This is a genomic window from Pseudomonas sp. AFG_SD02_1510_Pfu_092 (genome assembly GCF_003331055.1).
Classification (GTDB): domain Bacteria; phylum Pseudomonadota; class Gammaproteobacteria; order Pseudomonadales; family Pseudomonadaceae; genus Aquipseudomonas.
Genome location: NZ_PUQD01000038.1, coordinates 24,454 through 48,525, shown reverse-complemented (window position 1 = coordinate 48,525; position 24,072 = coordinate 24,454). Strand labels below are relative to the sequence as shown.

22 protein-coding genes and 2 tRNA genes are annotated in these 24,072 nt (G+C 61.4%); 2 read left to right on the top strand and 22 right to left on the bottom strand.

Features of this window, described 5'->3' with window-relative positions; all coding sequences use genetic code 11:
* Positions 1-197: 197 nt before the first annotated feature.
* A complete protein-coding gene (locus C6A77_RS16600; protein ID WP_010955354.1) occupies positions 198-611 on the bottom strand; it encodes a VOC family protein in 414 nt (137 codons plus the stop codon).
* Between the two features lie 60 nt (positions 612-671).
* On the opposite strand from C6A77_RS16600, the gene C6A77_RS16595 reads away from it, so the two are divergent.
* Positions 672-974: a putative quinol monooxygenase gene (locus C6A77_RS16595; protein ID WP_114170432.1), complete on the top strand. Its 303-nt coding sequence runs from the start codon at positions 672-674 to the stop codon at positions 972-974.
* A 79-nt stretch (positions 975-1,053) separates the two neighbouring features.
* Here C6A77_RS16595 and C6A77_RS16590 read toward each other — a convergent pair whose 3' ends face one another.
* The 16 genes from C6A77_RS16590 to rlmE form a co-directional block, all read right to left on the bottom strand.
* A complete protein-coding gene (locus C6A77_RS16590; protein ID WP_025340697.1) occupies positions 1,054-1,404 on the bottom strand; it encodes a BON domain-containing protein in 351 nt (116 codons plus the stop codon).
* A gap of 264 nt (positions 1,405-1,668) precedes the next feature.
* Positions 1,669-3,774 (bottom strand): polyribonucleotide nucleotidyltransferase, encoded by a 2,106-nt coding sequence (gene pnp, locus C6A77_RS16585; RefSeq protein ID WP_114170431.1) that lies wholly within the window; start codon positions 3,772-3,774, stop codon positions 1,669-1,671.
* Between the two features lie 249 nt (positions 3,775-4,023).
* Positions 4,024-4,293 carry a 30S ribosomal protein S15 gene (gene rpsO / locus C6A77_RS16575; protein ID WP_003249971.1) on the bottom strand — a complete coding sequence of 90 codons (270 nt, stop codon included), beginning with the start codon at positions 4,291-4,293 and terminating at the stop codon, positions 4,024-4,026.
* A 147-nt stretch (positions 4,294-4,440) separates the two neighbouring features.
* On the bottom strand, positions 4,441-5,358 hold the full coding sequence (gene truB, locus C6A77_RS16570; protein WP_114170429.1) for a tRNA pseudouridine(55) synthase TruB: 918 nt from the start codon (positions 5,356-5,358) through the stop codon (positions 4,441-4,443).
* Between the two features lie 3 nt (positions 5,359-5,361).
* Complete coding sequence (rbfA, locus tag C6A77_RS16565; protein ID WP_025340699.1) at positions 5,362-5,760, bottom strand: 30S ribosome-binding factor RbfA; 399 nt, start codon at positions 5,758-5,760, stop codon at positions 5,362-5,364.
* A gap of 117 nt (positions 5,761-5,877) precedes the next feature.
* Entirely contained in the window at positions 5,878-8,406 is a 2,529-nt protein-coding gene (gene infB / locus C6A77_RS16560) for a translation initiation factor IF-2 (protein ID WP_114170428.1), read from the bottom strand.
* Between the two features lie 27 nt (positions 8,407-8,433).
* The gene (gene nusA, locus C6A77_RS16555; RefSeq protein ID WP_009685349.1) at positions 8,434-9,915 is read right to left on the bottom strand and encodes a transcription termination factor NusA; all 1,482 of its coding nucleotides are present in this window, start codon (positions 9,913-9,915) and stop codon (positions 8,434-8,436) included.
* A gap of 59 nt (positions 9,916-9,974) precedes the next feature.
* Complete coding sequence (gene rimP, locus C6A77_RS16550; RefSeq protein ID WP_003249960.1) at positions 9,975-10,433, bottom strand: ribosome maturation factor RimP; 459 nt, start codon at positions 10,431-10,433, stop codon at positions 9,975-9,977.
* Positions 10,434-10,563: 130 nt separating this feature from the next.
* A tRNA-Met gene (locus C6A77_RS16545) sits at positions 10,564-10,640 on the bottom strand.
* 100 nt (positions 10,641-10,740) lie between these two features.
* Positions 10,741-10,826 (bottom strand) — tRNA-Leu (locus tag C6A77_RS16540).
* Between the two features lie 21 nt (positions 10,827-10,847).
* On the bottom strand, positions 10,848-11,246 hold the full coding sequence (secG, locus tag C6A77_RS16535) for a preprotein translocase subunit SecG (protein ID WP_015271857.1): 399 nt from the start codon (positions 11,244-11,246) through the stop codon (positions 10,848-10,850).
* Positions 11,247-11,250: 4 nt separating this feature from the next.
* On the bottom strand, positions 11,251-12,006 hold the full coding sequence (gene tpiA, locus C6A77_RS16530; protein ID WP_114170427.1) for a triose-phosphate isomerase: 756 nt from the start codon (positions 12,004-12,006) through the stop codon (positions 11,251-11,253).
* 65 nt (positions 12,007-12,071) lie between these two features.
* Positions 12,072-13,412: a phosphoglucosamine mutase gene (gene glmM, locus C6A77_RS16525; RefSeq protein WP_114170426.1), complete on the bottom strand. Its 1,341-nt coding sequence runs from the start codon at positions 13,410-13,412 to the stop codon at positions 12,072-12,074.
* Positions 13,413-13,428: 16 nt separating this feature from the next.
* Positions 13,429-14,280 (bottom strand): dihydropteroate synthase, encoded by an 852-nt coding sequence (gene folP / locus C6A77_RS16520; protein WP_114170425.1) that lies wholly within the window; start codon positions 14,278-14,280, stop codon positions 13,429-13,431.
* A gap of 8 nt (positions 14,281-14,288) precedes the next feature.
* Positions 14,289-16,193, bottom strand: coding sequence for an ATP-dependent zinc metalloprotease FtsH (ftsH, locus tag C6A77_RS16515; RefSeq protein ID WP_112250010.1), 1,905 nt, complete (start codon positions 16,191-16,193; stop codon positions 14,289-14,291).
* A gap of 203 nt (positions 16,194-16,396) precedes the next feature.
* Complete coding sequence (gene rlmE / locus C6A77_RS16510) at positions 16,397-17,023, bottom strand: 23S rRNA (uridine(2552)-2'-O)-methyltransferase RlmE (RefSeq protein ID WP_114170424.1); 627 nt, start codon at positions 17,021-17,023, stop codon at positions 16,397-16,399.
* A gap of 102 nt (positions 17,024-17,125) precedes the next feature.
* Here rlmE and yhbY point away from each other — a divergent pair, with 102 nt between their 5' ends.
* Positions 17,126-17,434: a ribosome assembly RNA-binding protein YhbY gene (gene yhbY, locus C6A77_RS16505; protein WP_003249945.1), complete on the top strand. Its 309-nt coding sequence runs from the start codon at positions 17,126-17,128 to the stop codon at positions 17,432-17,434.
* A 141-nt stretch (positions 17,435-17,575) separates the two neighbouring features.
* Here the strand turns inward: yhbY and C6A77_RS16500 are convergent, their stop codons facing one another.
* The 5 genes from C6A77_RS16500 to dapB form a co-directional block, all read right to left on the bottom strand.
* Positions 17,576-18,016 (bottom strand): MFS transporter, encoded by a 441-nt coding sequence (locus C6A77_RS16500; protein ID WP_114170423.1) that lies wholly within the window; start codon positions 18,014-18,016, stop codon positions 17,576-17,578.
* Positions 17,994-18,476, bottom strand: a complete 483-nt coding sequence (gene greA, locus C6A77_RS16495; RefSeq protein ID WP_161959675.1) for a transcription elongation factor GreA — start codon at positions 18,474-18,476, stop codon at positions 17,994-17,996. Before greA ends, C6A77_RS16500 begins: the two co-directional genes overlap by 23 nt.
* Complete coding sequence (gene carB, locus C6A77_RS16490; RefSeq protein WP_114170422.1) at positions 18,473-21,694, bottom strand: carbamoyl-phosphate synthase large subunit; 3,222 nt, start codon at positions 21,692-21,694, stop codon at positions 18,473-18,475. Before carB ends, greA begins: the two co-directional genes overlap by 4 nt.
* Before the next feature lie 105 nt (positions 21,695-21,799).
* Entirely contained in the window at positions 21,800-22,936 is a 1,137-nt protein-coding gene (carA, locus tag C6A77_RS16485; RefSeq protein ID WP_016391781.1) for a glutamine-hydrolyzing carbamoyl-phosphate synthase small subunit, read from the bottom strand.
* Between the two features lie 327 nt (positions 22,937-23,263).
* Positions 23,264-24,070, bottom strand: a complete 807-nt coding sequence (dapB, locus tag C6A77_RS16480; protein WP_112250001.1) for a 4-hydroxy-tetrahydrodipicolinate reductase — start codon at positions 24,068-24,070, stop codon at positions 23,264-23,266.
* Positions 24,071-24,072: the final 2 nt, after the last annotated feature.

The window sequence follows — 24,072 nt, the reverse complement described above, 5'->3', positions numbered from 1 at the left end:
GCCCCCCCGCCGCCGCCGCGCGGGGCGCGGGCCGCGGGCGCCTGGTTCCCCCTCCCACCCCCTCCCCCCCCCGGGGGGGGGGGCGCGGGGCGCCCCCCCCCCCCCGCGGGGGGCGCGGGGGGGGGGCGCCCCCCCCCCCCCCCCCCGGGGGGGGGGGGGGGGGGGGGGCCACCCCCGCGAAAGGGCCGGTACAGGCCTCAGACCAAGCGCTGCCCCGACACCGCCGGGTGATACAGCGGCTGCACCTTGTTACCTGCCGGGTCCAGCAGATGGAAACTGCGCGCCCCGTCACCATGATTGAACGGCCGATCCAGCAAGGTCACGCCATGGGCCTTGAAATACTGGTACCAGGCTTCCAGCTCCTCCACGCTATCGACGATGAATCCATAGTGATCCAAGGTCTGCAAACCATTGGCCGCCCCGGCCCCGCGCCCCAGCGACAGGTTGTCGTTACCGCAAGTAAGGTACACCAGGTCTTCATTGGCGCGGTTCAGCACTTCCATACCCAACACATCGACGTAGAAGCGTTCGCACTCCTCCAGGTTGGGTACCAGCAAGGCGATATGGCGCAGGCCGTTCAGGCGACCAGGGCGGGCAGGCAATTCGGACATTGGCGAAGCTCCATTTTTGTATACAATTCACAATTGAATTTAAAACAAAAGGAACGCCTTGTGTATAGCCTGTTCATCAAGACCCGGGTGAAGCCCGGTTGCGCAGAGGATTTTCTGAACGCGATCAAGGTCAATGCCGCAGCTTCGGTCGCCACCGAAGCCGGTTGCCTGGTATTCGATGTGTCGCAGGACCGGGTCGACCCGGAGCTGATCTACCTGTACGAGATCTATCGCGATGACGAGGCCTATGAAGCACACACCCAGACCGCGCATTTTCGTGACAGCCGGCCATTGGTCGAACCGCTGATAGTCGAACAGGAATGCTTCGAAAGCGATGTGGTTGCGCGTAATCCGGTGTTCTAGCAGCACAATGAAAAGCCCCGGCAAGAAGCCGGGGCCTGGAGCAAAGGTGGCCAAATCCGTTTGGCCGACGGGACATTCCTTACTCGGCTTTCAGGCCGTCAGACATGACGCTCTTGACGCCTTTGATGTTCTTGGTGATGCGCACGGCTTCTTCTTTCTGGGACTGAGTCACTGCCACATCAGACGACAGCGAGACGACGCCTTGGCTGGTTTCGACTTTGATGTCGCTGCCTGGAATACCTTTTTCAGTCAGCAAGTCCGCTTTCACCTTGGTGGTGATCCAGGTGTCAGAACCTTCCTGCTTGGCGTTGTCCACGGTGTTGGCGGCCAACATGACTGGAGCCTGGGTTGGCTCTGCAGCGAACGCGCCGTTGGCCATGGTCAGGGTCAGAGCGGTAGCAGTAGCGGCAGCAATGGCGAACTTCTTCATGTGAGTCACTCCTGTTTATCGAAAGGTCTGCGCCGTATGTCCTGGCGTCAGGTATGAAGGTAGTTGCATGCGCTGTGCCAGCTTTGCCGTTTCGCTTGTTTCCTTTTAAATCAATGAGTTAGGAAATTACTCAGCTTGGCGGCGTCGTGCATTCTGCAATCCGCACGATAAACCTGCATGCAAGATGCAAGTCCGCAAAAGGTTCCGCAGCGGCATAAAAAAAGGGCCCCTCGCGGGACCCTTCTTTCTACTGCGGGGCGTTTATCAGACGCCCGAAGCCTTGGCGGCAGCAACGTCCTTGATCGACAGCTTGATACGGCCGCGGTTGTCCACGTCCAGTACCAGTACTTCGACTTCCTGGCCTTCCTTGAGGATGTCGGTGACTTTCTCGACGCGAGCATCGCTCAGCATGGAAATGTGCACCAGGCCGTCCTTGCCAGGCAGGATGTTGACGAAGGCACCGAAGTCAACGATGCGCTCGACCTTACCGACGTAGATCTTGCCGATCTCGGCTTCGGCGGTAATGCCCAAGATGCGCTGCTTGGCAGCGTCTGCCGCTTCCTTGGTTTCGCCGAAGATCTTGATCGAGCCGTCGTCTTCGATGTCGATCGAAGCCTTGGTCTCTTCGCAGATGGCGCGAATGGTGGCGCCGCCTTTACCGATGACGTCACGGATCTTGTCGGTGTCGATCTTCATCGCGATCATGGTCGGGGCGTTGGCCGACAGCTCGCTACGCGACTGGGCGATGATCTGGTTCATCTGGCCGAGGATGTTCAGGCGCGCTTCCAGGGCCTGGCCCAGGGCGATTTCCATGATCTCTTCGGTGATGCCGTTGATCTTGATGTCCATCTGCAGCGCGGTCACACCCTTGGCGGTACCGGCTACCTTGAAGTCCATGTCGCCCAGGTGGTCTTCGTCACCCAGGATGTCGGTCAGAACGGCGAACTTGTCACCTTCCTTGACCAGGCCCATGGCGATACCGGCAACCGGCGCCTTCATTGGCACACCGGCGTCCATCAGGGCCAGGGAAGCACCGCAGACCGAAGCCATGGAGCTGGAACCGTTGGATTCGGTGATTTCCGAAACCACGCGGATGGTGTACGGGAATTCGCTGTCGCTCGGCAGCATCGCCTGCACGCCACGACGGGCCAGGCGACCGTGGCCGATTTCACGACGGCCGGCACCGCCCATACGGCCGCACTCACCCACCGAGAACGGCGGGAAGTTGTAGTGCAGCATGAACGGGTCTTTCTTCTCGCCTTCCAGGGTGTCCAGCAGCTGGGCGTCACGGGCGGTACCCAGGGTCGCGACGACGAGGGCCTGGGTTTCGCCACGGGTGAACAGCGCCGAACCGTGGGTCTTCGGCAGTACGCCGACTTCGATGTTCAGCGGGCGCACGGTGCGGGTGTCACGGCCGTCGATACGCGGCTTGCCGTTGACGATGTTCTCGCGGACGGTGCGGTATTCCAGCTCGCCGAAAATTTCCTTGATGGCGCTGGCGGAAGGGCCGGTCTCTTCGTTGCTCAGACGGGCGATGGCCTCGTCGCGCAGCTGGCCCAGGCGGTTGTAGCGGTCAGCCTTCTGGGTGATGGTGTAGGCCTGCGAAACGGCTTCGCCGAACTCGCCACGGACCAGGTTCATCAGCTCGACGTTGGCCGGGGCTGGCTGCCAGTCCCAGGTCGGCTTGGCGGCTTCGGCGGCCAGTTCCTTGACGGCCTGGATCACGGCCTGGAATTCGTCGTGAGCGAACAGCACGGCGCCCAGCATCTGGTCTTCGGTCAGCTCTTTGGCTTCCGATTCAACCATCAGTACAGCCGATTCGGTACCGGCAACGACCATGTCCAGGCTCGAAGCAGCCAGTTGCTCGTAGGTCGGGTTCAGCAGGTAGCCGGTGCTTTCGTGGAAGGCAACACGGGCGGCGCCGATCGGGCCTTCGAACGGAATGCCGGAAATGGCCAGGGCAGCCGAGGTACCGATCATCGCAGCGATGTCCGGGTCGGTCTTCTTGCTGGTGGAAACCACGGTGCAGACGACCTGCACTTCGTTCATGAAGCCTTCCGGGAACAGCGGACGGATCGGACGGTCGATCAGGCGCGAGGTCAGCGTCTCTTTCTCGGAAGGACGGCCTTCACGCTTGAAGAAGCCACCCGGGATCTTGCCGGCGGCGTAGGTCTTTTCCTGGTAGTGAACCGACAGCGGGAAGAAACCCTTGCCTGGATCAGCCTGTTTGGCACCTACCACGGTCACCAGCACGGTGACGTCGTTGTCGACGGTAACCAGCACGGCGCCGGTTGCCTGACGGGCAATACGGCCCGTTTCGAGAGTAACGGTCGATTGACCGAACTGGAAAGTCTTGATTACCGGGTTCACGGTTTCCTACCTTTTTCAGTGGCTCTGGGGGAACTGGTTTCTTGCGAATTCTTGGGCAGAACAGGGAATCGGCCCCGTTGACCGTCCAGATACAACACGAGGCTGGGAGCCTGGCACCAAGCGGAAAATCCGCTCAGCATTGCCAGGCTGCCAACCTCGGAGATACGCGTGGCGTGTCCAACGACAGCGCTGTAAAACAGCCCTGGCGAAGCCTGCGACACGCCATGCACACCACTGGTCAGGCCGCTATTAGCGACGCAGACCCAGGCGACCGATCAGGGCGCTGTAACGAGTGGTGTCTTTGCCCTTCAGGTAATCCAGCAGCTTACGACGCTGGTTGACCATACGGATCAGACCACGACGGGAGTGGTGGTCTTTGTCGTTGGCCTTGAAGTGGCCTTGCAGCTTGTTGATGTTGGCGGTCAGCAGAGCAACCTGCACTTCCGGGCTACCGGTATCGCCGGCGGCTTGCTGGTATTCGGCAACGATCTGAGCTTTTTCTTCAACGCTGAGGGCCATGTGGCTTCTCCTGATAACGGATCCCGCATGCGGGGTCCAATAGGCCAGGGACAAATCCCTGTATTAATAAAAAAGGTGTGACCGTGCCTACTGACAGCCACCCTTGATGCCGTGGGGCTGGGCAATCGCCTGGCCCCGCGGTTTCGGTCATTCCGACCGAATCAGCCGACGCGGCGCAATGCGCCCGTCTTCGCTCACTTCACCGATACCGATGAAGCGCGCATTGTGATCCTGTACCCGGACCATGCCAAATTGTGGCGCGTCCGGCGCGCGTACCGCCTGCCCATGCAGCCAGTAGAACGCACTGTGCTCGGACAGGCACACCAGTGGCCAGTCCAGCAGGCCGCTGTCGGAAGGCATCAGGAAGCGGTCGAGCGCTTCGTTGCCGCCTTCGGCGTGGGCCTGTTCGAGTTCCTCGAGGGTGACTGTCTGTGCCAGCGCGAAGGGCCCGGCCTGGGTCCTGCGCAGCTCGGCGACATAGGCGCCACAGCCAAGGGCCTCGCCGATATCCTCCACCAGGGTGCGGATATAGGTGCCTTTGCTGCATCCGACGCTCAACCGTGCACGGGTGCCTTCGCACTCGAGCAACTCCAGGCGGCCAATAGTAACAGAACGCGCCTCGCGCTCCACTACCTCTCCTGCACGTGCCAGCTTGTACAGCGGCTGGCCGTCACGCTTGAGCGCCGAGTACATCGGCGGAATCTGGCTGATCTGGCCACGAAAACGTGGCAGCAGCGCCTCGATGTCGGCGCGACCAACGGTCACCTCGCGGGTCTGCAGCACCTCACCTTCGGCATCGCCGGTATTGGTAGTCTGGCCCATCTGCATGACGGTTTCGTAGCCCTTGTCGGAATCGAGCAGGTACTGCGAGAACTTGGTCGCTTCGCCAAAGCACAGCGGCAGCACACCGGTCGCCAGCGGGTCGAGGCTGCCGGTATGGCCGGCCTTTTCCGCGTTGAGCAACCAGCGCACCTTTTGCAGTGCGGCGTTGGAGGTAAAGCCCAGCGGCTTGTCGAGCAGGATGATGCCGCTGACGTTGCGGCGGATACGTTTGACCTGGGCCACCGCTTACTCCTCGGCGTCCGGCTTGTCGGCATCCTTGTGCAGGCGGTCTTCGGCCACTGCACGCTCGATCAGCGCCGACAGGTGGACACCGCGGCTGACACTTTCATCGAAGTGGAAGTGCAGTTGCGGCACGCTGCGCAGCTGCATCGAGCGCCCCAGGTGCAAACGCAGGAAGCTGGCAGCGCTGTTCAGCGCCTTCAGCGACTGCTGGACGGCGTCCGGGGTTTCCTCGCCCATGACGGTGATGAACACCTTGGCATGGCCCAGGTCACGGCTGACGTCGACGGCAGTGATGGTAACCAGACCGACACGCGGGTCTTTGACTTCGCGACGGATCAGCTCGGCCAGCTCGCGCTGCATCTGATCGCCGATACGTTGGGTACGGCTATATTCTTTGGCCATTCTTGCTACCTGTAACTTAAAGCGGCAAACGCCCGGACAGACCAAAGGCCTGACCGGGCGCTACCTGAAGAGGTACCGCAAGCCGCCCTGCAGCGGGCGCTTGCGGCTCGCTCGCCCTTAAAGGGTACGAGCCACCTGGACTTTCTCGAAGACTTCGATCTTGTCGCCGACCTTGACGTCGTTGTAGCTCTTCACGCCGATACCGCACTCCATGCCGTTACGCACTTCGGAGGCATCGTCCTTGAAGCGACGCAGCGATTCCAGCTCGCCTTCGAAGATCACAACGTCTTCGCGCAGTACGCGGATCGGACGGTTGCGGTACACGGTACCCTCGATGACCATACAGCCAGCGATGGCGCCGAACTTCGGCGAACGGAACACGTCACGGACTTCGGCGACACCCAGGATGTTCTCGCGAACATCGCTGCCGAGCATGCCGGTCAGGGCCTTCTTGACGTCTTCGATGATGTCGTAGATCACGTTGTAGTAACGCATATCCAGACCTTCCTGCTCGACGATCTTGCGCGCACCGGCATCGGCACGCACGTTGAAGCCGAACAGTACTGCATTCGAAGCCAGCGCCAGGTTGGCGTCGCTTTCGGTGATACCACCGACGCCGCCGCCAATCACGCGCACCTGAACTTCGTCGTTGCCCAGGCCCGACAGCGAACCCTGCAGTGCTTCCAGGGAACCACGCACGTCGGTCTTGAGGACGATGTTGAGGGTCTTCTTCTCTTCCTGACCCATGGTCTCGAAGATGTTTTCCAGCTTGCCGGCGTGAGCACGGGCCAGCTTGACCTCGCGGTACTTGCCTTGACGGAACATGGCAACTTCGCGGGCTTTCTTCTCGTCGGCAACCACGGACAGCTCGTCACCGGCTTCCGGGGTACCGTCCAGGCCGAGGATTTCGACCGGGATCGACGGGCCGGCTTCCTTCACAGGCTTGCCGTTCTCGTCGAGCATGGCGCGCACGCGGCCATAGTTGGAACCGCACAGGACCATGTCGCCCTGACGCAGGGTACCGTCCTGAACCAGGATGGTCGCCACCGGGCCACGGCCCTTGTCCAGGCGCGATTCGACAACCACACCACGACCTGGGGCGGTCGGGGTAGCGGTCAGTTCGAGAATCTCGGCTTGCAGCAGGACAGCTTCGAGCAACTCGTCGACGCCGGTACCCATCTTCGCCGAAACCTTGACGAACGGAGTGTCACCACCCCAGTCCTCGGAGGTCACGCCTTCGACGGCCAGCTCGTTGCGGATGCGGTCGAGGTCGGCACCCGGCTTGTCGATCTTGTTCACCGCGACCACCAGCGGAACGCCAGCTGCCTTGGCATGCTGAACGGCTTCGCGGGTTTGCGGCATCACGCCGTCGTCCGCCGCCACCACCAGGATGACGATGTCGGTAGCCTTGGCACCACGGGCACGCATTGCGGTGAACGCAGCGTGGCCAGGGGTGTCGAGGAAGGTGACCATGCCGCGGTCGGTTTCCACATGGTAGGCACCGATGTGCTGGGTGATACCACCGGCTTCGCCAGCGGCAACCTTGGCACGACGGATGTAGTCGAGCAGCGAGGTCTTACCATGGTCAACGTGACCCATGACGGTAACGACCGGCGCACGCGATTCGACTTCACCTTCGAATTTCAGCGATTCGGCCAGGGAGTCTTCCAGGGCGGTATCGCTGACCAGGGTCACTTTGTGGCCCAGTTCTTCGGCGACCAGCTGAGCGGTTTCCTGGTCGAGCACCTGGTTGATGGTGACCGGGGTACCCAGCTTGAACATGAACTTGACCACTTCAGCGGCCTTGACCGACATCTGCTGGGCCAGTTCCGAGACGGTGATGGTCTCGCCGATGGTCACATCACGAATGACTGGACCGGTCGGGTTCTGGAAGCCGTGCTGGTTGCGCTTCTTCAGCTTGCTCTTGCCACCGCGGCCACGGCGTACGCCATCGCTCTCTTCATCGGTGGTGCGCGGCGCGGCACGAGGCGTCGGAGCCTTTTCCTTCTCCTTGACCTTGACCTTGATCGACACGCGCGGGGCCTCGCCACGGCGACGGTCTTCGTCACGGGTGCGGCCTTCGTTGCGACGAGCTTCGTCCTTCTTGCGCTCGGCAGCACGGGCTGCGGCGTCTTCGGACGCCGGAGCGTCGGCAACTACCGGAGCCGGGGCAGCAGCAGGTGCCGCCTCAGGCTTGGCGGCAGGCGCAGGGGCGGCAGCCGGAGTTTCGGCGGCCTGACGGCGAGCCTGCTCTTCGTTGCGCTGGCGAACTTCGGCGTCGACCTTGTCGCGAGCGGCGTTTTCAGCCGCGCGGCGCTCTTCCAGCTCACGCTTCTGCTCAGCCTGGATTTCTTCCGGGCTGCGCTGCACGAATACTTTCTTCTTGCGTACTTCTACGCTGATGCTCTTGCTACCGGCGACACGCAGGGTGCTGGTGGTTTTGCGCTGCAAGGTAATCTTGCGCGGTTCTTCCGCCTTGCTCTTGTGGCTGCTCTTCAAATGAGTCAGCAGGGTCTGCTTCTCATTGTCGGTCACTACCTGACCGGCGTCGGTGTGCGGCAGACCTGCCTCACGCATCTGCTGCAGCAGGCGCTCTACCGGTGCCTCGACCTCTTGGGCCAGTTCTTTCACCGTGACTTGCGTCATGCACTTCTCTCCTCAGGCCGCGCCTAATTACTCGAACCAGTGGGCTCGGGCGGCCATGATCAACTTGCCGGCACGCTCTTCGTCGATGCCGTCGATGTCGAGCAGATCGTCGATCGACTGCTCGGCCAGGTCTTCGCGGTTAACCACGCCGCGCACCGCCAGTTCAGCCGCCAGGTCCTTGTCCATGCCCTCGAGGGAGAGCAGGTCTTCGGCCGGGTGGGCGTCTGCCAGTTTTTCTTCGGTAGCGATGGCCTTGGTCAACAAACGGTCCTTGGCTCGAGCGCGGAGCTCATTGACGATATCCTCGTCAAAGCCATCGATGTTGAGCATTTCTTCCAACGGTACGTAGGCAATTTCTTCGAGGCTGGTGAAGCCTTCGTCGACCAGCACTTGGGCCAGCTCCTCGTCGACTTCCAGTTCATCGATGAAATTGCGCAGGATGTCACCGGTTTCGGCCTGTTGCTTGGCCTGGATGTCCTTCTCGGTCATCACGTTCAGGGTCCAGCCGGTCAGCTGACTGGCCAGGCGAACGTTCTGACCGCCACGGCCAATGGCCTGGGCCAGGTTGTCCTCGGCGACGGCGATGTCCATGGCATGGGCATCTTCATCAACGATGATCGCCGCGACTTCAGCCGGCGACATGGCGTTGATGACGAACTGCGCCGGGTTATCGTCCCACAGGACGATATCCACACGCTCACCACCCAGCTCCCCGGATACGGCCTGGACGCGCGAACCACGCATGCCGATGCAGGCACCTTGCGGGTCGATACGCTTGTCCTTGGAGCGGACGGCGATCTTGGCTCGCGAACCCGGATCACGGGAAGCGGCCATGACTTCGATCAGGCCCTCGGCAATTTCCGGCACTTCAATGCGGAAAAGCTCGATCAGCATCTGCGGCGCGGTGCGCGACAGGATCAGCTGTGGGCCACGGTTTTCAGTGCGAATTTCCTTCAGCAGCGCACGCAGGCGCACGCCGACACGGAAGGTTTCGCGCGGAATGATGTCTTCGCGGGCCAGCAAGGCCTCGGCGTTGTTGCCCAGGTCAACGATGACGTTGTCGCGGGTAACCTTTTTCACGGTACCGGAAATGATCTCGCCGACGCGTTCGCGATAGGCATCGACCACCTGGGCACGCTCGGCCTCACGGACCTTCTGCACGATGACCTGCTTGGCGGTCTGGGCGGCGATACGACCGAACTCGATGGACTCGATCTTCTCTTCGATCACGTCACCTACCTTGGCTTCAGGGTGGGTGTCCTTGATCTTGTCGAGCCAGGTCTCGATCGCCGGATCATCAAGATCGGCTTCATCGACCACGGTCCAGCGACGGAAGGTCTCGTAGCTACCGGTGTGGCGGTTGATTTCCACACGCAGGTCGACTTCGTCTTCAAAACGTTTTTTGGTTGCAGTGGCCAGAGCCACTTCCAGCGCTTCGAAAATGACGCCGGGCGGTACACCTTTTTCGTTGGATACCGATTCAACAACCAGCAGTACTTCTTTGCTCATCGTACGCCTCGCCTTGCGCAAGCCATTGGGCCCGGATAGTCCGCCGGGCCCGGCACGTCTCAGTCAAAACTGGGAATAATATTGGCCTTGTCGATCGAGTCGATCGGCAACAGGAATTCTTGATTGTCCACCTGGACCACCACATCCTGCTCCTCCACACCGCGGAGAAGGCCCTGGAAGTTACGACGACCCTCGAAGGGTGAGCGCAGCTTGATCTTCACTTGTTCGCCGGCATGCGAGGCAAACTGTTCCAGAGTGAACAGTGGGCGATCCATGCCTGGAGAAGACACCTCGAGGGTGTACTCACTGCTGATCGGATCTTCCACATCGAGGATTGCGCTGGCCTGACGGCTGACCGCTTCGCAGTCGTCCACCAGGATGCCGCCTTCCTTGTCGATGTAGATGCGCAGTACCGAATGCTTACCCTGGGAAACGTATTCGATCCCCCAGCACTGATAGCCCAGACCCTCGACAACCGGGGCCAACAAGGCCTGCAACTGTTCTAGCTTGCTCGACACCTGAACCCCCTCGTGCATGCTGTGCAAATAAAAAATGGGCGAAGCGCCCATCCCTGAAAGCGCCGTTGGACAACGACGCCGAAAACTGTTCGGTTAGCAAAAAGCCCCTGAAAAGGGGCTCCGCTGAAGCTGGTTGCGGGGGCTGGATTTGAACCAACGACCTTCGGGTTATGAGCCCGACGAGCTACCAAGCTGCTCCACCCCGCGACAAAGCTGGGGCGAAAGTATAAGACCGAACCCTCGCGGGGGTCAAATCCGAACCTTCACCTGCAAGAAAGCCCGCTAAAGCGGGCTCTCAAGCTTTAATTGGTACCGAGAAGGGGACTCGAACCCCTACACCCTATGGGCACAACCACCTCAAGGTTGCGTGTCTACCAATTCCACCACCTCGGCAATACTACTACTTGAAACCCGTTACTTCTGCTCTTGTGCCGGAGGAGGTACATCACCCGTGTTAGGAGTGGTTTCGCTCTTCTGCTGCTGGAGCACCGGTACATCATCATTAACTGCCGGTTTCTGCGGCTCTTTCACTTCTAGCACTGCTGGATCTGGAAGACCTGCTTGGCTAAGCTGGTGAGCTTGTTGCTTCGCGAAGTATCCTAACCCAAGTGCTGTCAAAAAGAAAGTGGCAGCGAGTATAGCAGTTAATTTACTCAGGAACGTTGCAGAGCCCTGGCTCCCGAACACGGTATTTGAAGCACCCGCGCCGAAAGATGCACCTGCTTCCGCACCTTTACCCTGTTGCAACAGCACCAGCACTACCAGCGACAGCGCTGCCAACAGATGAAAAACAACGATGACTGTTTCCAGCATTTGTTCAGTTTCCTGCGGCGCGACAAATTGCACCGAATTCGTCTGCGTTCAGGGACGCTCCACCAATGAGCCCCCCATCGATATCCGGCATGCCGAACAGTTCGGCCGCATTGGCCGCCTTCACGCTGCCGCCGTAGAGCAGCTGCACCTTCGCAGCCACTTCAGCATCTTCTGCCGCCAGCTGACCGCGGATGGCGGCGTGCACATCCTGGGCCTGCTGTGGCGTGGCCGTAAGGCCGGTGCCGATGGCCCATACAGGCTCATAGGCAATTACTGCGCTGGCAAAAGCCTTAACACCGAATGCTTCGATGATACTGCTTAGTTGACGCCCGACAACTTCGAGCGTTTTGCCGGCTTCGCGCTCTTCAAGGGTTTCCCCGATGCAAAGCACTGGCTTCAAACCTTTGGCCTGGGCCGCTGCAAACTTGCGATTCAGCACTTCGTCGGTTTCACCAATGATCTGGCGACGCTCCGAATGGCCAATCAACACCAACTTGCAACCTGCCTCGACCAGCTGTTCCGGAGCAACTTCCCCGGTCAGCGCACCCTGTTCGGGTTGTACTGCAGAATTCTGTGCGCCGACAGTAATTTCCTTACCTGCCAGGCCATCGATCACTTGATTGATGAACAAGGCTGGTGGAAACACAGCGACTTCCACTCCGCTCGGCAAGACGAGATTGCTCAAGCCTTCGGTCAGCTCAGCGACGCTAGCGCGGGTACCGTGCATCTTCCAGTTACCAGCTACCATGGGGCGACGCATGCTTTACCTCGTCGGTCAAAGTGGGCGCAGATAGTACCCAACCCTATCTGCGCTGGCAAGCGCCTTCAGACACAAACTTCGCCAACCAGTTTGGCCAGCGCTTCGGCGTGCCCACGCACCTGGCTTTCGTCCTCGCCCTCGACCATTACCCGCACCAACGGCTCGGTACCGGACTTGCGCAGCAGCACGCGACCGCGACCGGCCAACGCCTCGGTGACCTTGGCACTGGCCTCCTTGACTGCCGGGTGCTCCAGTGGGTCGACCTTGCTCGCGCCATAGCGCACGTTGATCAGCACCTGCGGGCACTTGCGCAGCGCCTGACGGGCCTGGGCCAGGGTTTCACCACGGCGCTTGAGCGCCATCAGCACCTGCAGTGCAGCGATGATCGCGTCACCGGTAGTGGTGTGGTTGCAGCACACCACGTGACCGGAGTTTTCACCACCGACCAGCCACTCACGCTCCTGCAGCTCGGCCATGACGTAACGGTCACCGACCTTGGCCCGCACGAACGGGATATCCAGGTCCTTCAGCGCCAGCTCCAGGCCCAGGTTGCTCATCAACGTGCCCACTACCCCGCCCTGCAGCTTGCCACGCTCCTGCAGGTCGCGGGCGATGATGAACAGCAGTTCGTCACCGTCGACGATGGCGCCGGTGTGGTCGACCATCAGCACCCGGTCACCGTCACCGTCGAAGGCAATGCCCAGGTCGGCATGGCCAACCAGCACGGCGGCCTGCAGCGATTCGATGTGGGTCGAGCCGCAGCCTTCGTTGATGTTCAGGCCGTCGGGCTGGGCGTGCAGCACGGTCACATCGGCACCCAGCTCGCGGAAGACGCTTGGCGCAACCTTGTAGGTGGCACCGTGGGCGCAATCCACTACAAGCTTGAGGCCATCGAAGCTGGTGCTACTCGGCACGCTGCTCTTGCAGAACTCGATGTAGCGGCCGGCGGCATCGTTGATCCGCGAAACCTTGCCCAGCTTGCCCGACTCGACCACGGTCATCGGCTGGTCGAGCAGCTCCTCGATCATCAGTTCGACTTCGTCCGGCAGCTTGGTCCCCTGGCCCGAGAAGAACTTGATGCCGTTGTCGTCGTGCGGGTTGTGCGAGGCACTGATGACGATGCCGGCTTCGGCATGGAAGGTACGCGTCAGGTAGGCGATGGCCGGGGTCGGCATCGGCCCGAGCAGCATCACATCGGCACCCGCCGCGGACAGCCCGGCTTCGAGCGCAGACTCGAACATATAGCCGGAGATGCGCGTGTCCTTGCCCACTAGCACCCGGCAGTGGCCTTGCTTGCGGAAGGCCATGCCGGCCGCCCAGCCAAGCTTCAGCATGAAGTCCGGCGTGATCGGGTATTCGCCGACGCGGCCACGAATGCCGTCGGTACCAAAGTATTTTCTGCTCATAGGGACTCCAATGTTCTTATTCGGCGTTTTGCACCGCAGCAATCATTCGCACCACATCGACGGTTTCGGCCACATCATGGACACGCAGGATGCTCGCTCCCTTGGTCATGGCCAACGCCGCCAGCGCAAGGCTGCCGTACAAGCGCTCGCCGACCGGACGTTCCAGCGTCAGGCCGATCATGCTCTTTCGTGAAACGCCCACCAGCAGCGGGCGCCCAAGCCGATAGAGCGCTTCCATGTGCTTGAACAGGCTCAGGTTGTGCGCCAGCGTCTTGGCGAAACCAAAGCCCGGATCAAGGATGATTCTGTTCGTGTCGATGCCAGCCGCAACGCAGGCGGCCATTCGCTGCTCGAGATAACGGGTAACGTCGGCAGTCACATCGTCGTAATGCGGGTTGTCCTGCATGTTACCCGGCTCGCCGCGCATGTGCATGAGGCACACCGGCAACCCGGTATCGGCAGCAGCATCCAGGGCGCCATCGCGCTCCATGGCACGCACATCGTTGATCAGCCCGGCGCCGAGGCGCGCCGCTTCACGCATGACGGCTGGCGTCGAGGTATCGACCGAAATGACCACATCGAGGCGGCTGTTGATCGCCTCGACCATGGGTGCCACCCGCTCCAGCTCCTCGGTCACCGACACCGCACGCGCACCTGGCCGCGTGGACTCGCCGCCAATGTCGATCAATGTAGCGCCTGCGGCGACCATGGCTTCGGCATGGCGCAACGCTTCGTCGCGCTGACTGAAGCGCCCGCCATCGGAGAAGGAGTCGGGGGTGATATTGAGAATACCCATGACATGGGTACGCGACAAATCAAGAACCCGGTTGCCGCAAGGCAACCGGGTCGGGTACTGCGCTGAGCTCATAGATGCCCTTAGTGTTGAGCCGCAGGGCCGCCGATCGGCGATTCCGGGCGATCACCCTGGGCCGCAGGCTTGCCGGAAGCCGAGTCATCATCCCAGTCGCGCGGTTCGCGAGGGGTACGGCCGGCCATGATATCGTCAATCTGCTCGGCGTCGATGGTCTCGTACTTCATCAGCGCTTCGGCCATGGCGTCGAGCTTGTCACGGTTGTCGGTGAGCAGCTGCTTGGCCGTGGCGTAGCACTGGTCGATGATGCTGCGCACTTCCGAATCGATCAGCTTGGCGGTTTCGCCGGAAACGCTGGCGTGCTGGCTGGCAGCACTGCGACCCAGGAACACCTCGCCTTCTTCCTCGGCGTACATCAGCGGGCCGAGTTTTTCCGAAAGGCCCCACTTGGTCACCATGTTACGGGCGATCTGGCTGGCACGCATGATGTCGTTGGACGCGCCGGTGGTGACACCGTCGAAGCCCAGGGTCATCTCTTCGGCGATACGGCCACCGTACAACGAGCAGATCTGGCTGATCAGTGCGCGCTTGGACAGGCTGTAGCGGTCTTCTTCCGGGAGGAACATGGTCACGCCCAGGGCGCGACCGCGCGGAATGATCGAGACCTTGTAGACCGGATCGTGCTCTGGCACCAGGCGGCCGACGATGGCGTGGCCGGCTTCGTGATAAGCGGTGTTCTGCTTTTCTTTTTCGGACATGACCATGGTCTTGCGCTCGGCGCCCATCATGATCTTGTCCTTGGCCAGTTCGAACTCTTTCATTTCGACCAGGCGTTTGTTGGAGCGCGCGGCAAACAGCGAAGCCTCGTTGACCAGGTTGGCCAGGTCGGCACCGGAGAAGCCAGGGGTGCCACGGGCAATGACGGCCGGGTTGACGTTTTCGCCGACTGGCACCTTGCGCATGTGCACCTTGAGAATCTGCTCGCGACCACGAATGTCCGGCAGGCCGACCACCACCTGGCGGTCGAAGCGGCCGGGACGCAGCAGCGCCGGGTCGAGTACGTCCGGACGGTTGGTAGCGGCGATGACGATGATGCCGTCATTCATCTCGAAGCCGTCCATCTCCACCAGCAACTGGTTGAGCGTTTGCTCACGCTCGTCGTGACCGCCGCCCATGCCGGCGCCACGATGGCGACCAACGGCGTCGATCTCGTCGATGAAGATGATGCACGGGGCGTGCTTCTTGGCCTGTTCGAACATGTCGCGCACACGGCTGGCACCGACACCGACGAACATTTCCACGAAGTCCGAACCGGAAATGGTGAAGAACGGGACCTTCGCCTCGCCGGCGATGGCCTTGGCCAGCAGGGTCTTACCGGTACCGGGCGGGCCGACCATCAGCACGCCACGCGGGATACGGCCACCCAGGCGCTGGAACTTGCCCGGGTCGCGCAGGAACTCGACCAGCTCGCCAACCTCTTCCTTGGCCTCGTCGCAACCGGCGACGTCAGCCAGGGTGGTCTTGACCTGGTCTTCGGACAGCAGGCGCGCCTTGCTCTTGCCGAAACTCATCGGCCCGCCCTTGCCGCCTGCTCCGCCCTGCATCTGGCGCATGAAGAACATGAACACGGCGATGATCACCAGGATCGGGAAGCTGGCGACCAGCAGCTGGGTCCAGATGCTCTGTTGCTCGGGCTGCTTGCCCTCGATGATGACATGGTTGTCGACCAGGTCACCGATCAGGCCATTGTCGGTAATGGCCGGGCGCACGGTCTTGAAGTTGTCGCCATCGGCACGCTTGCCGGTAATGATGTAGCCGTCGACGGTGACACGCTCGACCTTGCCATCCTTGACCTGCTGGATGAAGTCGGAATAGTTGAGGGTCTGCGGCTCGTTAGGGCTGGAGAAGTTGTTCATCACCGTCACCAGGACAGCTGCGATGATCAACCACAGGATCAGATTCTTTGCCATGTCGTTCAATTCGCTACCCTCTGAGGTCGGCGCACGACGCAGCCGTTCCTCGCATGATATTCATCGCCCTAACTTACTACATTACCTACGCAGCCGCAGGCACCGTCTGTAACCCTTTGTGAAAGCTAGACTACACGAAGTTCGGACGATCCTGACGCAGCGGCCGATTGGAAATAACTATCGGCCACCCCGCTTGCCGCCTTTCACGCCCCCTTGAAGCCCCGGCCCAGCAAGTACTGCTCGCGGGAACGGTCACGCGACGACGACGGCTTGCGCATCTGTACCTTGTCGAACTTGCTGCGCACGTCCTTGAGGTACACATCGAAACCTTCGCCCTGGAAAATCTTGATCAGGAAGTCGCCGCCGGGCTTAAGCACGCGGGTTGCCAGATCGAGCGCCAGCTCGCAGAGGAACATGGCCCGCGGCATGTCCACCGCAGGCGTACCACTCATATTGGGGGCCATGTCGGAAATCACAAGGTCTACGTGCGAATCGCCGACGGCCTCGAGAATGCGCTGCAGCACTTCATCGCGGGTGAAATCGCCCTGGATGAAGGTCACATCGGGGATCGAGTCCATTTCCAGGATATCGGAGGCGATCAGCCGGCCCTGGCCACCAATCAGACGACTGGTCACCTGCGACCAGCCGCCAGGGGCCGCGCCGAGGTCGATTACGCTCATGCCCGGGCGGATCAGCCGGTCCTTTTCCTGGATCTCCAGCAGTTTGTAGCTCGCACGCGAGCGGTAGCCATCCTTTTGCGCCTGCTTGACGAAAGGATCGTTGAAATGCTCTCGCAGCCAGTTTGCGCTGCTTTTGGAACGTTGTACCACGGGGCACCTCGATGATATGCGTCGTGATTGACTGGGCGGAGCCGGTGGCCCTCGGGTAAAATGCCGGTCAATTTTACAGAATCAGACGGAAAGGGTCAGATTATGCCGCTCAATAACGAGCAGAAGAAGCAATACAAGTCCATTGGTCATGACCTGAAGCCGGTCCTGATCGTTGCTGGCAACGGTTTGAATGAAGGCGTCATCGCCGAGCTGGAGCGCGCCCTGGTCGACCATGAGCTGATCAAGGTCGAGATTCGTTCGGAAGACCGCGAGGAGCGTGCCGAGACCATCGCCGAACTGTGCAAGGCCGGCCGCGCCGAGCTGGTGCAGACCATCGGCAAGAAAGCCCTGATCTACCGCAAGAACCCACAGCCGAACAAGCAGCTGTCCAACATCCACCGTTACAAGTAACGGCCAGGGGGCTGCTACGCAGCCCATCGCCGGCAAGCCAGCTCCCACACCGACCGCATCGAACTCAAGCCATGCGCCCTACCTGTGGGAACTGGCTTGCCGGCGATGGGCTGCAAAGCGGCCCTAGCGTTTTCGAGCCGCTTAGCGTCGGGCCTTGACCGGCACCGGCTGGGCCACCAGCACGATGCCGGAGAAGCCCAGCACCAGGAAGCACAGCATCTGCCAGCGCTCGCCTACCGCAATGCCGTAGCGCAAGGTGTAGTACCCCACGCAGGCAGCGAAGCCGAGCAACAGCATCTGGCCGCGAAACTGCCGCCACCACGCCGCCAGGCCGTCCACCCTCGCCAGCACTGCCAGCTGGGTCAACAAGCCAAGCAACGCCACGCCGATCAACCAGCGGTCGATCTGCCCGGCGATATCCTGCACCAGCAGCGGCGCCAGGCCACTGACCTTGAGCGCGGGCACTAGCCCCACGTGAAACACCCACAAGCCACCGACCCAGAAAACCTGGGCCAGTTGCCAGAGTATCCCCTCGAGGGATGGCGCCCGCAGGCGCCGGTCAGATGTGTTTGACTTCGACAATCTCGTACTCGACCGTACCGTTCGGCGTCTTGACGACAACGGTATCCCCTTCTTCCTTGCCAATGATGGCGCGGGCGATCGGCGCGCTGCTCGACAGCTTGCCTTTCTTCACATCGGCTTCATCTTCACCAACGATCTGATAGGTCACTTCTTCATCGGTTTCGGTGTTTGCCAGCACCACGGTGGTGCCGAAAATCACCTTGCCGGTGTGAGCGATGGTGGTCACATCGATAACCACCGAGTTCTGCAGACGGCCTTCGATATCGCGGATACGTGCCTCTACCATGCCTTGCTCTTCACGAGCGGCATGGTATTCGGCGTTTTCCTTGAGGTCGCCCAGCTCGCGCGCTTCGCCGATGGCCTGGCTCAGGCGCGGGCGCTCGGTCTTGCTCAGGAACAGCAGTTCCTCTTCCAGGGCGCGAGCGCCCTGGACGGTCATTGGGTACTTGGTAATGCTCATGCTTTCAGTCCTGCATGCAGATCCTGCAGGCGACGAACGGTCTTTTCCGGACCGAATTTCAGCGCCTCGCAGATGGCTTCACCGGCCGCAATGGTGGTGGTGCAGTAAATCTTGTGCTGCAGCGCATTGCGACGAATCGAGTAGGAATCGGCGATCGACTGACGGCCTTCGGTGGTGTTGATGATCAGCGACACTTCGTCGTTCTTGATCATGTCGACCACGTGCGGGCGGCCTTCGGTCACCTTGTTCACACGGCGCACTTTCAGGCCAGCCGCTTCGATGACCTTGGCGGTGCCGGCAGTAGCAACCACTTCGAAGCCCAGGGCGATCAGGTCGCGGGCAACGCCAGCCACTTGCGGCTTGTCGTCGTCACGCACGCTGATGAATGCGGTACCGCCGGTCGGCAGCACTTCGCTGGCACCCATCTGGGCCTTGGCGAAGGCTTCACCGAAGCTGTCACCGACACCCATGACTTCACCGGTCGATTTCATCTCAGGGCCGAGGATCGGGTCAACCCCCGGGAACTTGGCGAACGGGAAGACGGCTTCCTTGACGCTGTAGAAGTTCGGGATGATTTCCTGGGTGAAGCCCAGCTCTTTCAGGGTTTTACCGGCCATGACGCGGGCCGCGATCATCGCCAGCGAGGTGCCGATGCACTTGGACACGAACGGCACGGTACGCGAGGCACGCGGGTTGACTTCGATGACGTAGATCTTGTCGCCCTGCAAGGCCAGCTGCACGTTCATCAGGCCGACCACGCCCAGCTCCAGGGCCATTTTCTTGACCTGTACGCGGACTTCGTCCTGCACTTCCTTGCTCAGCGAGTAAGGTGGCAGCGAGCACGCCGAGTCGCCGGAGTGAACGCCGGCCTGTTCGATGTGCTGCATGATTGCGCCGATTACCACGTCGGTACCGTCGCACACCGCATCCACATCCATTTCGATGGCGCAGTTGAGGAAGTGGTCGAGCAGCACCGGGCTGTCGTTCGACACCTGTACCGCTTCACGCAGGTAGCGCTTGAGTTCGTCCAGTTCGTAGACGATTTCCATGGCACGGCCGCCCAGCACGTAGGACGGGCGCACCACCAGCGGGTAGCCGATGCCGCCGGCAGCGCTGATGGCTTCTTCCTCGCTGCGCACGGTAGCGTTTGGCGGCTGCAGCAGGTTCAGGCGCTGAACCATCTGCTGGAAGCGCTCACGGTCTTCGGCGCGGTCGATGGCGTCCGGGCTGGTACCGATGATCGGTACGCCGGCTTCTTCCAGGGCGCGGGCCAGTTTCAGCGGGGTCTGGCCGCCGTAATGGACGATCACGCCTTTCGGCTTCTCGACGCGGCATACTTCCAGCACGTCTTCCAGCGTCAGCGGCTCGAAGTACAGGCGGTCGGAGGTGTCGTAGTCGGTGGAGACGGTTTCCGGGTTGCAGTTGACCATGATGGTCTCGTAACCGTCTTCACGCAGCGCCAGGGCGGCGTGTACGCAGCAGTAGTCGAACTCGATACCCTGGCCGATACGGTTGGGGCCGCCACCCAGGATCATGATCTTGTCGCGGGTCGACGGGTTGGCCTCGCACTCTTCCTCGTAGGTGGAGTACAGGTAGGCGGTGTCGGTGGCGAACTCGGCAGCGCAGGTGTCGACGCGCTTGTACACCGGGAACACTTCCAGCTTGTGGCGGTGACGGCGCAGGTTTTTGTCGGTGATACCCAGCAGCTTGGCCAGGCGCTGGTCAGAGAAGCCCTTGCGCTTGAGGCGCAGCATGTAGTCCTTGTCGATCGACGACAGGGCCAGGGTCTTGACCTTCTCTTCTTCCTTGATCAGGTCTTCCATCTGCACCAGGAACCACATGTCGATGCCGGTCAGATTGAAGATTTCCTCGCAAGTCATGCCCGAACGCATGGCGTCGGCGACGTACCAGATACGCTCGGCACCTGGCACGGTCAGCTCGCGCTTGAGGATGCTGGCCGCTTCCGGGTTGGCCAGGTCGACTTTCGGGTCGAGGCCACAGGCGCCGACTTCCAGGCCGCGCAGGGCTTTCTGCAGGGATTCCTGGAAGGTACGGCCGATGGCCATGACTTCACCCACGGATTTCATCTGGGTGGTCAGGCGGGCGTCGGCTTTCGGGAATTTCTCGAAGGCGAAGCGCGGCAGCTTGGTGACGACGTAGTCGATCGACGGTTCGAACGACGCCGGGGTGCGGCCGCCGGTGATGTCGTTCTGCAGTTCGTCGAGGGTGTAACCGATGGCCAGCTTGGCGGCGATCTTGGCGATCGGGAAGCCGGTAGCCTTGGAGGCCAGCGCCGAGGAACGCGAAACACGCGGGTTCATCTCGATCACGACCATGCGGCCAGTGTTCGGGCAGATACCGAACTGCACGTTCGAGCCGCCGGTTTCTACACCGATTTCACGCAGCACCGCCAGCGAGGCGTTGCGCATGATCTGGTATTCCTTGTCGGTCAGGGTCTGCGCCGGGGCAACAGTGATCGAGTCACCGGTGTGCACGCCCATCGGGTCGAAGTTCTCGATGGAGCAGACGATGATGCAGTTGTCCTTTTTGTCGCGGACCACTTCCATCTCGTACTCTTTCCAACCGATCAGCGATTCGTCGATCAGCAGTTCCTTGGTTGGCGACAGGTCCAGACCACGGGTGCAGATTTCTTCGAATTCTTCACGGTTGTAGGCAATACCACCGCCAGTGCCGCCCATGGTGAACGACGGGCGGATGATGCACGGGAAGCCGAGCTTCTCGAGGACCGCATAGGCCTCTTCCATGCTGTGGGCGATACCGGAGCGTGGGCACTCCAGGCCGATGTCCTTCATGGCCTTGTCGAAGCGCGAACGGTCTTCAGCCTTGTCGATGGTGTCGGCGTTGGCACCGATCATCTCTACGCCGAACTTTTCCAGAACGCCGTGGCGCTCGAGGTCCAGGGCGCAGTTCAACGCGGTCTGGCCACCCATGGTCGGCAGGACGGCGTCCGGGCGCTCTTTCTCGATGATCTTGGCCACTGACTGCCACTTGATCGGCTCGATGTAGGTGGCGTCGGCCATGGCCGGGTCGGTCATGATGGTGGCCGGGTTGGAGTTCACCAGGATGACGCGGAAACCTTCCTCGCGCAGGGCTTTGCAAGCCTGGGCGCCGGAGTAGTCGAATTCGCAGGCCTGGCCGATCACGATCGGGCCAGCGCCGAGAATCAGGATGCTTTTGATGTCTGTACGTTTTGGCATGGTTGTCACTCAAATCCGGGGTCAGTCGGCAAGCCGCTTTGAACAATCTGGGTCAGGCGCTTCCGGGCGCGGCGCAAGCCGGCCCGGGGCCTTGATGCAGGATGCTCAGCGGCGCTTGGCCATGGCATCGGTGAAACGATCGAACAGAGGCGCGACGTCGGTCGGGCCTGGGCTCGCTTCAGGGTGGCCCTGGAAGCTGAACGCGCTCTTGTCGGTACGCTCGATACCCTGCAGGGTGCCGTCGAACAGCGACTTGTGGATGGCGCGGACGTTGCCCGGCAGGGTGGCCTCGTCAACGGCAAAGCCGTGGTTCTGGCTGGTGATCATGACCACGCCGGTGTCCAGGTCCTGGACCGGGTGGTTGGCACCGTGGTGGCCGTGGCCCATTTTCACGGTCTTGGCGCCGGAAGCCAGGGCCAGCAGCTGGTGGCCGAGGCAGATGCCGAATACCGGAATCTCGGTCTCGAGGATTTCCTTGATCGCCTGGATGGCGTAGTCGCACGGCTCGGGGTCGCCAGGGCCGTTGGACAGGAACACGCCGTCCGGGTTGAGTGCCAGGACTTCGCTGGCCGGGGTCTGCGCCGGCACAACGGTCACGCGGCAGCCACGGGCAACCAGCATGCGCAGGATGTTCAGCTTGACGCCGTAGTCGAAGGCGACCACGTGGTACGGCAGGTCGGCGGCTTCGATGGTCGGGTGGCTGTCGGTCTTCAGCTCCCACACGCTGGAGCGCCACTCGTAACGCTCTTTGGTGGACACGACCTTGGCCAGGTCCATGCCCTTCAGGCCCGGGAAGCCGCGGGCAGCCGCGATGGCGGCTTCTTCGCTGATGTTGTCACCGGCGAGGATGCAGCCGTTCTGAGCGCCCTTTTCACGCAGGATTCGGGTCAGGCGACGGGTGTCGATGCCAGCGATGGCGACGACATTGTTGGCCTTGAGGTACTCAGGCAGCGACTGGGTGTTACGCCAGTTGCTGGCCAGCAGCGGCAGGTCGCGAATGACCAGGCCAGCGGACCAGACACGGTTCGACTCGGCGTCTTCCGGCGTGGTACCGGTGTTGCCGATGTGCGGGTAGGTCAGGGTAACGATTTGCTGCGCGTAGGAAGGGTCTGTAAGGATTTCCTGGTAGCCGGTCATAGCGGTGTTGAATACCACCTCACCAACGGTCTGACCGTCGGCACCGATGGCTTCACCGCGGAAAATACTGCCGTCGGCAAGGGCGAGTATGGCTGGCTTTGTCAAGAAGACCTCCCGTAAATCAAGCATGAAAGGGCGATCGCAGGTTGCAAAAAAGCGGAGTGACGTATGGACACGTCACCCCGCTTTCATGTGCTGAATTCAATTCGCTGCGCGCTTTTAGTGGACACACTAAAGCTGTAGCTTACAGAAAAGTGCGTTTTCGGTCTACCGTGGATGTGCCTCTAAAACACATCATTGCGACAGGCCGACATCGGCGTTGGCTTATTCGCGGGTAAACCCGCTCCCACATGGACCGCGCAAAGGCTGAGCCCTGCATAATTCCCGTGGGAGCGGGTTCACCCGCGAAGAAGCCAGCACCGCTCCAACGGCTCAGCGCAGCTCCAGCACATCCTGCATGTCATACAGCCCAGGCTCGCGCCCATCCAGCCACAGCGCCGCACGCACGGCGCCCTTGGCGAAGGTCATGCGGCTGGAGGCCTTGTGGGTGATCTCGACGCGCTCACCCTCGGCGGCGAACAGCACGGTGTGGTCACCCACCACATCACCGGCACGCACGGTGGCGAAGCCGATGGTCTGGCGCTCACGCGCACCGGTCTGCCCTTCACGGCCATACACGGCCACTTCCTGCAGGTTACGCCCCAGCGCCTGGGCAACCACTTCGCCCATGCGCAGCGCAGTGCCCGACGGCGCATCGACCTTGTGCCGGTGGTGCGCCTCGAGAATTTCAATATCCACATCGTCACCCAGCACCCGCGCTGCGGTATCCAGCAACTTCAGGCACAGGTTGACGCCAACGCTGAAGTTGGCGGCGAAGACGATCGGGATTTCCTTGCCGGCCTCGGCCAGTTGCTGCTTCTCTTCCGGCGTGAAGCCGGTGGTGCCGATGACCATGGCCTTGCCCGCCTTGCGGCAGAACGCCAGGTTCTTCAGGGTCACCGAAGGGTGGGTGAAGTCGATCAGCACATCGAACTCGTCGACCACCTTGGCCAAGTCATCGGAAATCGGTACACCGATACGCCCCAGGGCAGCCAGCTCACCCGCATCGGCGCCGACCAGCGTGCTGTCCGGGCGGTCGATCGCCGCGGTCAGGCCCGCCTGGGGTGCCTGTTGCTGCACGGCTTCGACGAGGGTCTTGCCCATCCGCCCTGCCGCGCCCATCACTGCAATACGTCGCATAG

Bases quoted from the DNA above. Each gene is read 5' to 3' on its own strand.
- glmM (WP_114170426.1), bottom strand. From the start codon at position 13,412: ATGAGCAGAAAATACTTTGGTACCGACGGCATTCGTGGCCGCGTCGGC.
- dapB (WP_112250001.1), bottom strand. From the start codon at position 24,070: ATGCGACGTATTGCAGTGATGGGCGCGGCAGGGCGGATGGGCAAGACC.
- C6A77_RS16600 (WP_010955354.1), bottom strand. From the start codon at position 611: ATGTCCGAATTGCCTGCCCGCCCTGGTCGCCTGAACGGCCTGCGCCAT.
- ftsH (WP_112250010.1), bottom strand. From the start codon at position 16,193: ATGGCAAAGAATCTGATCCTGTGGTTGATCATCGCAGCTGTCCTGGTG.
- greA (WP_161959675.1), bottom strand. From the start codon at position 18,476: ATGAGCATTACCAAGTACCCAATGACCGTCCAGGGCGCTCGCGCCCTG.
- secG (WP_015271857.1), bottom strand. From the start codon at position 11,246: ATGCTGGAAACAGTCATCGTTGTTTTTCATCTGTTGGCAGCGCTGTCG.
- rbfA (WP_025340699.1), bottom strand. From the start codon at position 5,760: ATGGCCAAAGAATATAGCCGTACCCAACGTATCGGCGATCAGATGCAG.
- folP (WP_114170425.1), bottom strand. From the start codon at position 14,280: ATGAGCTCAGCGCAGTACCCGACCCGGTTGCCTTGCGGCAACCGGGTT.
- rpsO (WP_003249971.1), bottom strand. From the start codon at position 4,293: ATGGCCCTCAGCGTTGAAGAAAAAGCTCAGATCGTTGCCGAATACCAG.
- carB (WP_114170422.1), bottom strand. From the start codon at position 21,694: ATGCCAAAACGTACAGACATCAAAAGCATCCTGATTCTCGGCGCTGGC.
- yhbY (WP_003249945.1), top strand. From the start codon at position 17,126: ATGCCGCTCAATAACGAGCAGAAGAAGCAATACAAGTCCATTGGTCAT.
- C6A77_RS16590 (WP_025340697.1), bottom strand. From the start codon at position 1,404: ATGAAGAAGTTCGCCATTGCTGCCGCTACTGCTACCGCTCTGACCCTG.
- infB (WP_114170428.1), bottom strand. From the start codon at position 8,406: ATGACGCAAGTCACGGTGAAAGAACTGGCCCAAGAGGTCGAGGCACCG.
- nusA (WP_009685349.1), bottom strand. From the start codon at position 9,915: ATGAGCAAAGAAGTACTGCTGGTTGTTGAATCGGTATCCAACGAAAAA.
- tpiA (WP_114170427.1), bottom strand. From the start codon at position 12,006: ATGCGTCGCCCCATGGTAGCTGGTAACTGGAAGATGCACGGTACCCGC.